Annotated in this window: 9 protein-coding genes and 1 pseudogene; 6 read left to right on the top strand and 4 right to left on the bottom strand. The window is 29.3% G+C overall.

Annotation, left to right across the window (positions count from 1 at the left end):
* A pseudogene (locus DN392_RS28765) lies at positions 1 to 283 on the top strand (peptidase domain-containing ABC transporter); the annotation flags it as partial.
* Positions 276 to 1,583, top strand: coding sequence for a putative HlyD family type I secretion protein (locus tag DN392_RS28760; RefSeq protein WP_071742577.1), 1,308 nt, complete (start codon positions 276 to 278; stop codon positions 1,581 to 1,583). The pseudogene DN392_RS28765 and the gene DN392_RS28760, both read left to right, overlap by 8 nt.
* A gap of 68 nt (positions 1,584 to 1,651) precedes the next feature.
* On the opposite strand, the gene DN392_RS28755 is transcribed toward DN392_RS28760, so the two are convergent.
* Complete coding sequence (locus DN392_RS28755) at positions 1,652 to 2,224, bottom strand: tyrosine-type recombinase/integrase (RefSeq protein ID WP_149238248.1); 573 nt, start codon at positions 2,222 to 2,224, stop codon at positions 1,652 to 1,654.
* A 548-nt stretch (positions 2,225 to 2,772) separates the two neighbouring features.
* Here DN392_RS28755 and DN392_RS28750 point away from each other — a divergent pair.
* The 3 genes from DN392_RS28750 (at position 2,773) to DN392_RS28740 (ending at position 6,818) form a co-directional block, all read left to right on the top strand.
* A complete protein-coding gene (locus tag DN392_RS28750; protein ID WP_149238247.1) occupies positions 2,773 to 3,951 on the top strand; it encodes a hypothetical protein in 1,179 nt (392 codons plus the stop codon).
* Between the two features lie 592 nt (positions 3,952 to 4,543).
* On the top strand, positions 4,544 to 5,128 hold the full coding sequence (locus DN392_RS28745) for a helix-turn-helix domain-containing protein (protein ID WP_149238246.1): 585 nt from the start codon (positions 4,544 to 4,546) through the stop codon (positions 5,126 to 5,128).
* 1,123 nt (positions 5,129 to 6,251) lie between these two features.
* Positions 6,252 to 6,818, top strand: a complete 567-nt coding sequence (locus tag DN392_RS28740; protein WP_071742569.1) for a hypothetical protein — start codon at positions 6,252 to 6,254, stop codon at positions 6,816 to 6,818.
* Positions 6,819 to 6,865: 47 nt separating this feature from the next.
* Here the strand turns inward: DN392_RS28740 and DN392_RS28735 are convergent, their stop codons facing one another.
* The 3 genes from DN392_RS28735 to DN392_RS30595 form a co-directional block, all read right to left on the bottom strand.
* On the bottom strand, positions 6,866 to 7,171 hold the full coding sequence (locus tag DN392_RS28735) for a hypothetical protein (RefSeq protein WP_149238245.1): 306 nt from the start codon (positions 7,169 to 7,171) through the stop codon (positions 6,866 to 6,868).
* A gap of 470 nt (positions 7,172 to 7,641) precedes the next feature.
* Positions 7,642 to 8,127 (bottom strand): CPBP family intramembrane glutamic endopeptidase, encoded by a 486-nt coding sequence (locus tag DN392_RS28730; protein WP_071742571.1) that lies wholly within the window; start codon positions 8,125 to 8,127, stop codon positions 7,642 to 7,644.
* Between the two features lie 86 nt (positions 8,128 to 8,213).
* Complete coding sequence (locus tag DN392_RS30595; RefSeq protein ID WP_179955932.1) at positions 8,214 to 8,387, bottom strand: hypothetical protein; 174 nt, start codon at positions 8,385 to 8,387, stop codon at positions 8,214 to 8,216.
* Positions 8,388 to 8,578: 191 nt separating this feature from the next.
* On the opposite strand from DN392_RS30595, the gene DN392_RS28725 reads away from it, so the two are divergent.
* The coding region (locus tag DN392_RS28725) for a peptidase domain-containing ABC transporter (RefSeq protein WP_149238244.1) at positions 8,579 to 10,512 on the top strand (1,934 nt) is incomplete at its 3' end.

Raw genomic sequence — 10,512 nt, 5'->3', positions numbered from 1 at the left:
CACTAGTAATTTAGATTCTACAACAGAAAAATTAATTACAGATATGCTAAAAGAATTAGGTTTACTAGGAATAACGGTAATTATGATTGCGCATAGATTAAGTACGATTCAGCATGCAAATAAAATTTTTGTAATGAAAAATGGAAATATTATAGAACAAGGTTCTCATGAAGAATTATTATTTATGAAGGCTGAATATTATCGTCTTTGGAAGAATCAAACGATTCATGTAGAACATATAGAAGAAAAATCTTATGTAATGAGTGGTGGTCAATATGAATAAGATTTATTCTTTTGATCAATTAACGGATAGTGTAGAACTGCTAGAAAGAAAGCCACCTCGTTTTATTATGGGATTGCTATGTTTTTTATTTATGAGTTTATTACTTTTTATGATTTGGGCATATATAGGAAAAGTAGATATTGTAAGCAAAGGGACTGCAATGATACAAGGTAAATATGATGTGAGCGTATCGAGAACGCAAATTGGAGGAATTGTAGATACTGTTCCTGTTAGATCAGGTGATGAGGTAAAAAAAGGAGACGTTTTAATTCAATTGAAAAATCAGGAATTAATAGATAAACAGGGTCAATTGGATCAAATTATTAAACATTTAGAAAAGAAAAAAGGAATGTTAGAACAATTAAAACAGAGTATTCAAGCTCATAAATTGCTCTTTTTGGATGATACAGACAAAAAGATTATAGAGGAATATAAATCATATGAACAAACTTATCAATCTTTACAAAATGAAAAAGATAATGAAATAAAAGTTATAGATAATAATAAAATTATTGGTGAGCAAGATGAAGTATTACAAGGTTTAATTATAGATAAAGAAAATGTACAAAAAGAAATAAATTCTATTAAAAAACAAAAAGAGACTATGTTAGATGATTATAAAAAATCTCTGGATGATAAAATAGAATCTTTAGATTCTCAACGGAATGGTATTGAAAAAAGGATTCAATTAAGAAAAGAAACCTTACAAAATGAAGGGAAAAAAGTTGATATTGTTAAAAAAGGAAAGCAAGAAGAAAAGAAAAATGTTTTAAATCAATATAAAGAAAGTACAATTGTTTTAGTTAATCAGCGAATTGAACCTTTAGAGCAAGAAATTTTTATGAAAAAGCAAGAATTGGATGTGTTACATAATCAAAATGATATGACAAGTATAAGGGCGCAAAGAGATGGAGTTGTACAATTTTCCTCTGCTATGCAAAAAGGTGATCTAGTTGATTCTGGTCAAGAGATAGTTTCAATTATCCCTAAAAATACTGAGAAAAAGATTAGAATTTTATTACCGGCTCAAGATATAAAAGGCATTAAAAAAGGGGATAAAGTACAATATTCGTTTAAACTAAAGAAATCTGATAAACAAACAGGAATAGTAACTTATTTATCAGCACATCCTATTTTTGATAAGGATTCTAAAGGGTATGTGTATGAATTAGAAGCAACAATTGATATACAGGATTCACATGAGTTGTATACAGGGATGGTAGGTAGGGCTTCTGTAATAATCGGAGAAGAACGAATTTGGAAATTTATATTAAAGAAATTCGATTTTATTTCTAATTAATATTGAAAGAGGCCAATCTTTATTATTTAAAAGATTGGCCTCTTTCATTTTTCACTAAAATTGGTAGTTCAAATATAAAATGTATCAAGTATGTTATCTTTTTCTTCTTTATTGATACCGATATATTTTAGTGTAATTTGTGGTGTGCTATGATTTAGAATTTCTTGCAACATGGCTACATCTTTTGTTTGTTTATAAAACCAATAACCGAAGGTTTTGCGCATCGTATGAGTCCCGATAGATTCTATACCGGCAAAATCTCCGGCTTTTTGCAATTGTCGATAAGCCTGGATCTTACTAATGGGTTGATCTCCTTTTCGTGAAGGGAATAACCAGTTACCTTCTAGTGTTTGGGCATACGAATAGATTTCATCAAAAATAGAAGTAAGGTTAATCATGCGTTCTTTCTTTGTTTTTCCTTCTTTGATTTTGAATTCTTTTCTCTTTTTTCGTTTTAGCTTTACTATGTTTTGTGTTTCAAGTTGAAGTAGATCACTAACACGTAATCCGGTATGAATACCGATTAGAAAGAGAATATAGTCTCTTTCGGAACAATGACGTTTCAAAGCCCATTTCATATCTTCGATCTGATCTTTACTTCTGATGGGTTGGACATCTATGAGATGTGTTTTTTTATTCATGGATTTATGACCTCTTTATTTATAGTGTTTTGAATGTATACTTTTTTGTGTGTTTTAAGGATATCAGGGGATTCGGTGTAAAGTCAATGTTTTAGGATGTTTGAATGTAAACTAATATTTAAAAGTTTACATTCGTGAAAATAGAAAATCGAGCGAAGCGATAACTGTTTTAGGACGAAGAAATGAAATTTTGAGGACAAAAAAATGGTAAAGGTACTAGGAAACTTCCTAGCAAGACAAAAACGTAGTTTTTGGGGTTTAGCATGCCAAACCCGTAGCTTGCCCCCCTTTTTTTTCTTTTAGAATTCTATACTTAATTGCTACTTTGTTTTTGGTTACAAGAAGGCTGGTATTGGGTCATGAAAGATGGTTGATGTTAAGTCATCTTTTATTTAAAGGTTTACTTTCAAAGATGACTATTAATTTCAGTTAATAATTAAAAAAGAAAACACAATATCTTGATATTGTGTTTTTCATGTATTATAATACTATATATAGACGGTTTTTAAAAATAAAAATCAACATTTAGTGTTGAGAAGGGGTGTTTAATGAAATATTTTTATACAAAAAAATTAGTGAATATAACTTCCAATAAAGCTCAATTGGGAGAATTAAAAACTTTAATTAGGGGTTCTGATTTAGATGTTGAAATAAAAGAAGCATTTCCTTTAGAGGAGTTTGGGGCATATTCAGAGGAAATTCAAGTGAATGGGAGTAGTGATCTGTTATTAGCTTTTAATAAAGTTGATAATGAGAAAATGGATTTACCTGAAAAATTAGAGGATATTGAGTTTTGTGGGTTTGATGATGAGGATAATAATATTATTTTAAAATTTAAAGGTATAAACAATTTAGAATCAGCTGGAATTTATAATTTTACTTATGAATTTTTAGATGATTTATTTGCTTTAGGACGATTTTACAGTTTTTCTGAAGAAAAACAAACACTAGATGTATTATCAAATACTCTTGATACTCTTTTTACTAGATTTTCTGATGTAAAGAGACAATATAGATTTTTGAATATTGAAGATGAATGGAGATTAAGAGGTATTACTTCAACTTCTTATAAGAATTATGATAATCATTTAGTATTATATCTAACATTATTGGGACTTCATGATTATGCTAAAAAGACTGGGAATTGTCTTACGCTGTCTGGTGGACAAATTAGTGATTCAGATGTTTCAATCTTTTTTGAAGATCCTAAACCTGTAAATATTAAGGGTATAGGTGATGTTTATTTTGGGATTTTTGTATCTAACGGTGAAATTAGACAAAAAAGATTTACATTTGAAGTAATGTATAGAATTGATAATGGAGAAGTTTCTTTTAGTGCCATGCCAGAATTAGAAGAACCTTTAATTAAGATTAATCATACGTTAAAAGTAGATTCTGTAAAGAAGAAGATTAATAACATCTTTGAATTGGATAAACATAAGGAAGACATGCTAACGTATATAAAAGATTTAAGGGATATAGAAAAGTTATCTTTAGATGCTATTCATCTTTTATTTAATAAAATTATTAAATCTAAGCAAAAATTTAGTGAGGATACTAAAAAGAAGGCAAAAAAACTTAGAGAAGACAAAGTTATTATAAAAAATACTTTAACATTAATAGAGTTATTAAATAGAGTTAGTGAGTTAACTACTGATGTTAATGAAAGAGTTCATCTGCAAAGAATTTATGACAATGTAATACGTACTATAACTAAGGCTGATTAAATTCAGTCTTTTATTTCAAAAGTTTATTTTTGAATAAAGTAAAAAAGAGTCCTATATTAATTAGGACTCTTTTTCTTATTTATAAGCATTATGAAATAAATAATTGTTTTAATATTTCTAATGCCGATGTCCCAAAAAATATTGAAATAATTTGATTAAAATCACATTTAATAGTAATTTCAGTATCTTTTTGAGATGATTTTTTAAATTTGAAGAAAAACATCTGGCCTCTTCAACTCCTTAAATAAAATTTAAGGTATGAAAATAAGCCCCCCACCAATGCTTGATCTCATATCTCATTGGTTTTGAAAGATTAACTTTTATTCTAGTTGTTTTAAATCTTAAATATGTAAAAAGTATAGCAACCTTTACTTCTATATTATCCCATTTTTTCTGTTTTTAAGCAAGGGTTGTTTAGTCTTTTTGTTTTTTATTACAGAAAAAATCCCCTCATGTTATAATTGAAAGCGACCAAACTTATCAATTAGAGAAAGGGGATTGTGTTTGTTTACTTATTTTAAATTCTATAAGCATCATAGCATAAAACGTTCCTCTTCTCTAGTTGAAAATCTTAGGAAAGAGGAGAAAGATTATGTCAAAGCTCGTCAATTTAGAACAAGCTGAAAAGAGTGCAAGATTAAGAGATATCGAGAATTCAAAGATCTTGTCTGAAGAAGAGATGTATTTAGCAAATGAACTTCAAGCAAAAGCTAATTCTCATGGTATGAAGTTAGTCCCAGAACGAAAAGTGAAGAATAAAGCTAAATTCGCTCAAATTATTCAAGAGAATTGGTTATATCTTATTCAGAATAATTATTTGAAAAACGAAGAAATTATGTTTTTAAACAAAATTATTGGTTTTATAGGGTTTCGATCTAACTGTATTGTTCATGATATTAATGCAAAAGAGCAGTTACCTATGACTCAAACTGAAATAGCAGAAAAAATAGGTTCTAGTAAAAATACAGTTAGTAGATTAATAAAACAATTAATTGAAAAGGGTCTAATTGGACGTTTTGAGTCGGGTAGAGATGGAATTAATGCTAGAATGTATGCACTGTACATAAATCCTAATATGATTCTTTGTGGAGATCGAGACAATATTAATCAAACATTACAAACTATGTTTATAAGAAAACCAAAAGAATTGAAAAATTTACCTATAAAATTAGTGTAACCTGTATGAATTTCATACAGGTTTTTTTGTAACTTTCATAGTTATCGAATTCGATAACTAAAGTTATCGAATTTTGTATACTTGTCCCTTCTCACTCTCTATATAAGGAGCTAAAAGTTCCGCAAGGAACGGGTTGTATTTTCTTTCGCTTTGCTACAGAAAATCTCCACCCTTTTCGCTTTGCTACATCCTTGCGGAACTTTTTTCGGCTCGAGTTTGGATATCACCAAGCCGATACATCCAAAAGCAACCATTGGGGATCATCGGCTTGAATTGCTATTATACGAGCCGAACCGCTAGTGCCTTCGTCTAATAATTTCACTTACCATATTAATAGATACGTAATACGTGGGGGCTCGTCCCCACACGACGAACCAGCCTCAACCCCAAAAGCAAAGGAAAATCTTCTTTTAAACCTGTTTATTTTTCTTTTTAAGCGTTTGTTTTTGTTTTTACGACAAATAGTATTATTTTAGATTTATATTCTTTAAAAAGGATTCTGGGGCGCCTGAATAGCACTTTGTATTTTGGTGTTATTTGCTTCTGAACTATGGATTTATATTTATTTAATGCTATTTGTTTTCTTTTAGTATTTTAAAGTAATGTTTGATTGCAATTTATTAAAAATATGATGTCCTTAGTGAGTACTCATATGGAGACATCAAAGGGACTTTGTGTACTCACTGAGTCTACATCTAGGGACACGATGGGGACATTTGATGGGTTTTGTGTCGTCAGTGAGTGGACATCCTGGGAATTTTCGTGTACCCACGTTTAAGCTAGGCTCCGCCTAGTCCCAACCCCTAGTTGGGCCCAAAAACCCCTTATGCTCTTCTGTCTTTTTTGATTCGGAATTTCCAATTTTATAGAGTAGTTTATTTTTTAGTCAAAAATTATTATGTTAAAAAATAAAATGTTAATTCATGTGTATGTAAGAAGGATTAGGGGATCCCTATTTGGGAACAAAATTGATGGAGTTGTTTAGTTGTTTGTTTAAATAGTTTTAATAAGTGTTTATCTGAACAAGGAATTTATCTGAACAGTGTCTAAACAACTGATATAATAATGTTTACAAGTACTGTTCAGATACTGTTTGTTTGTTTAGATAGGAGTGATTTAAACAATGGTTAGGGAAAGACATGAATTAATTTGGCTATCGGCTGAAGATATAGCAAAACAAGTTGGTGTATCTTCAATGACAATTAAACGGAATTGCAATACTTATGAAGAATTTATTCTATTCAAACAGGGGGAGAAAAATAAGTACTATATTTCTTCTGAATGTGTGGATGTTTTAAAATTTATTAATAAACTTCGAAATAAAAAGAATGTTCCTCATAAAGAGATTCTAGAAGTATTAGACAAAGAAGGTTTTAAAAAATATATTGCTGTTGATATGGAAGTTGTTCAGGAAAACACTTCTAAACAAACATTTGAACAGACTATGTTTACTTTAGATGAAGTGAGAAAAATAGTTTCGGAAGAATTAGAAAAGGCAATGGAAGATCAAGCAAATAAGAAAGATGAACAAATTATGTATTTGATGAGAGAGATTCAAGATTTAAAAAGAATTATGATAGAAGAAAAACAAGCAATATTAGAGATAGATTCATCCGAACAACAAGTAAACAATGAAGAAGTACAAGAGATTAAAAAGGAATCGTGGTGGCGACGCATGTGGAATCGCTGAGTCCTGGCGTTTATGCCGCGAAAGTTCCTTGACGATGAGGGGAACCCTCATGCAAACTCGCCAGGGGTGGCCCCAGAAGGGCGGTTTTTGCCCGCTGGGGTTAGCTTTGGGAGTTTGAGGGTTCGGAGGCTCGTGGTCAAGGGAATCGTGGAATAAAAAGCGAGGACGGACCCCAGGACAGGGCAAAAACCAATGTCTTCGCCAAGATTCGTGGTTCTACTATTAGAAAAAGGCGAATAAGAATATAGCATAAATAGAATAAAGGAATGCAATATAGTTCCAATTACTTTTCCTCCGCCATTAGTGTTTAATAATTCTTTTTTAGATAAAGTTTCAAATTTGTTATTTTTCATTCTTAAACTTCCTTTCTTATTATATTTATTAATTATTCTAAATACATTATACAATACAATAGATTTATATTGCAATTTAATAATATTTAAATTTTGAGTATATTTTTTTCATTAAAAATTAATACTCTAGACATTTTTAAATTTTTGATATCAATTTTTTGTTAGGCTTTATCTAACCTGTCACTTTTGGTGATATTAAAAGAAATTTCTTCTTGTAATCTCTTTATTCCGATTAGAGGGGAGATGTTCTAGGACAGGGCAATAGTCAATGTTTTTGGCAAGATTTGTGGTTCTATTGTTAGAAAAAGGCGAATAAGAATATAGCATACATATAATAAGGGAATGCAGTATAGATAAGTCTAGAAGCATTCCCTTGCTATAAGCATGTTATTTAAATTTTAGTATTTTATACGATTTAAAGAGTTTATTTTATGGTTTATGTAAGGTGTTTTGTTATTAGATCTAACGTATTAAAAATACAGATTTTGTATTGTAAGAGAAATTATGTTATCTATCTCATGTATCCAAAACACAATCCCAAATGCTGATACTGTAACACGTGCTTTTTCATTTTTTTTATAATAAATCAAATAAGCATAATTATAAAGAATTCCTGTTACTGTAATACATATTACATAAGTTATCCCAAATGGATGATATAAACCAAACATTAATGCTGCAATTAAAACTATTAATAAATCATGTTCACGAATCCAGGGAATACAACGAAGAATCCAGAATAAAAAAACCTGGAAAATTAAAGTTTCTACTATAGGAGCTATAATTAAAACGGATAAAATTTGCTGATATATAGGTTCATTCTGAGCGGGGTTACTTTGTATTTCTGGTAAAAACAACATAAATGGTCTGGTAATTAAATAGCTTAAAACTACCATAATCAATATAAATGATATTGGATGTAAATTCACAAAAAATTGATGTATTTTTTTTATCATTTATTATCTTTCCTTTTCAATTAAAATATAAAAATACTTAATATGAATCCTTTTTTTATTTGAATATTATCATTATCCATATATAATTAATATCGACTATCTGTTCGACCGTAAGTACCATATGTTTTTTCGCGGCAATAATCATTATCCCAACATTGTTTTCCAGCTTTGATAATAGGACCGAAAATTCCTCTTGCTCCACCATTTGTTTGAAGTTCTTTTTCATTAAGTTCAGCGAATTTTGTGTTATTTAAATTCATGCTGTAAACCTCCTTTTAATATTTTAATATTTAGAAATATTCATTTCATAATTTTATTCTAATACAAAATATGTAATTCCAAATATGCAATTTTGCATATTTGGAATTTTTTTATAATTTTTACCTTAAATTTATTTTATTTTATATAATGAATTATGGATGAATATAAAATAGTGAAAGAAGGATTGAATTTGTTTAAAAAGTTTAAATGTATTCAACAGCATGATTTAAAAGATTGTGGACCTGCATGTCTTGCAATGATATCAAGACATTATGAAATTTCTATTTCAATTGCTAAAATTCGTCAAATTGCAGGGACAGATTTAGAGGGTACAAATGTACAAGGGATATTGGAAGCTGGAGAAAGACTTGGTTTTGATGTGAAAGGAGTAAAATCAACAGATCCTACACTTTTAAATGAAATTCCTTTGCCTGCAATCGCTCATTTAGTAGTAGATGGTGAATTACTGCATTATGTAGTAATTCATAAAGTAAAGAATAATAGAGTATATGTTGCAGATCCTGATAGTGGGTCTGTTAAATATAAATTGGAAGACTTTTTAAAGGTTTGGACAGGGATTTTAATTTTGATGAGTCCAAAACAAAATTTTGAGAAGGTAGAAGTATCTAAAGGGGTATTCTCTCGTTTTTTGTCTTTATTGAAGCTGCAGACTAATTTGTTATTTCCAATTTTTATTGCTTCTATATTTTTTAATCTGTTTGGTTTTGCTGGAGCATTTTATTTTAAGTTGTTAATTGATGATATAGTTGTAAATCAATTAATGGAAACGCTTCATATTGTATCTATAGGAATTATTGTTTTGTATATTTTTAAAATTTTGCTCTCTTATTTTAGAACGCATTTAATTTTATATTTGAGTAGACGTATAGATATTCAGTTAATGCTTGGATACTATCGTCATGTAGTTGGTTTGCCCCTGCATTTTTTTGAAACAAGAAAAGTTGGAGAGATTATTTCGCGGTTTATGGATGCTGGAAAAATAAGAGATGCATTATCAACGATAACTGTTACATTAATGATTGATACAATAATGGTAATGCTAGGGGCAGTATTGTTATATGTGCATAGCTCAATTTTATTTGGAGTTACATTGCTATTAGTTCCTTTTTATATAGGTATTATTTGGGGATTTCATAAACCTTATCAAAACATTAATCGTAAAGAAATGGAGAGTAATGCTAAATTAACATCTTATTTGGTGGAATCTTTAAACGGTATTGCAACCGTAAAATCATATAATGCTGAAAAAGAAGTCTTTTTTCAAACAGAAAGTCGTTTTGTTAATCTTTTGAGATATGTATTTAAAAGTGGAATTTTAGCTAATTTACAAAGTTCTATTAAGATGGGACTTGAATTAATTGGTGGGACAATTATTTTATGGGTTGGTGCGATGGAAGTGTTAAAAGGGAATATGACAATTGGGGAATTAATTTCTTATAATGCGCTTTTGGTTTATTTTTTGAATCCAATTGAAAATTTAATAGGAATTCAGCCTACAATGCAATCTGCATTAATTGCGGGAGAACGATTAAATGAAATCTTTGATTTAGATTTAGAACAAAATGAAAAAGAATATAATAAAGTTTCCCCTAAAAAGTTATCTGGAAAAATTGAATTTGTGGATGCTACATTTCGTTATGGGACACGTAAGAATGTATTAAATAATATAAGTTTTTCTATTGATCCAGGTAGTCAAATTGCGTTTGTTGGGGAAAGTGGTTCTGGAAAAACTACTATTTCTAAATTATTAATGAATTATTATGATCTTAATCAAGGTGATATATATTATGATGATTATCAAATTAAAGAGATAAATAGAGTAGCATTGAGGGATCGTATTGCATATGTTTCACAAGAATCCTTTTTCTTTAGTGGATCTATTTATGAAAACTTGATATTTGGATTGAATCGTGTAGTTTCACTAGAAGAAGTTATTCAAGTATGTAAGCAAGTTTGTGCACATGATTTTATTAGTGAATTACCATTACGCTATGAAACGATTTTAGAAGAAAATGCTTCAAATTTATCTGGAGGACAAAGACAAAGATTAGCTATCGTAAGGGCATTGTTAAAGAAACCAGATATTTTAATTTTAGATGAAGC

Source organism: Bacillus sp. BB51/4 (genome assembly GCF_008368845.1).
Lineage (GTDB): Bacteria > Bacillota > Bacilli > Bacillales > Bacillaceae_G > Bacillus_A > Bacillus_A wiedmannii.
The sequence above is the reverse complement of the archived record's forward strand: the minus strand, read 5'-3'. Positions and strand labels throughout refer to the sequence as shown.

Excerpts from the sequence above, each read along its gene's own strand:
- DN392_RS28735 (WP_149238245.1), bottom strand. The coding sequence starts at position 7,171 with ATGAAAAATAACAAATTTGAAACTTTATCTAAAAAAGAATTATTAAAC.
- DN392_RS28760 (WP_071742577.1), top strand. The coding sequence starts at position 276 with ATGAATAAGATTTATTCTTTTGATCAATTAACGGATAGTGTAGAACTG.
- DN392_RS30595 (WP_179955932.1), bottom strand. The coding sequence starts at position 8,387 with ATGAATTTAAATAACACAAAATTCGCTGAACTTAATGAAAAAGAACTT.
- DN392_RS28745 (WP_149238246.1), top strand. The coding sequence starts at position 4,544 with ATGTCAAAGCTCGTCAATTTAGAACAAGCTGAAAAGAGTGCAAGATTA.
- DN392_RS28750 (WP_149238247.1), top strand. The coding sequence starts at position 2,773 with ATGAAATATTTTTATACAAAAAAATTAGTGAATATAACTTCCAATAAA.
- DN392_RS28755 (WP_149238248.1), bottom strand. The coding sequence starts at position 2,224 with ATGAATAAAAAAACACATCTCATAGATGTCCAACCCATCAGAAGTAAA.
- DN392_RS28730 (WP_071742571.1), bottom strand. The coding sequence starts at position 8,127 with ATGATAAAAAAAATACATCAATTTTTTGTGAATTTACATCCAATATCA.
- DN392_RS28740 (WP_071742569.1), top strand. The coding sequence starts at position 6,252 with ATGGTTAGGGAAAGACATGAATTAATTTGGCTATCGGCTGAAGATATA.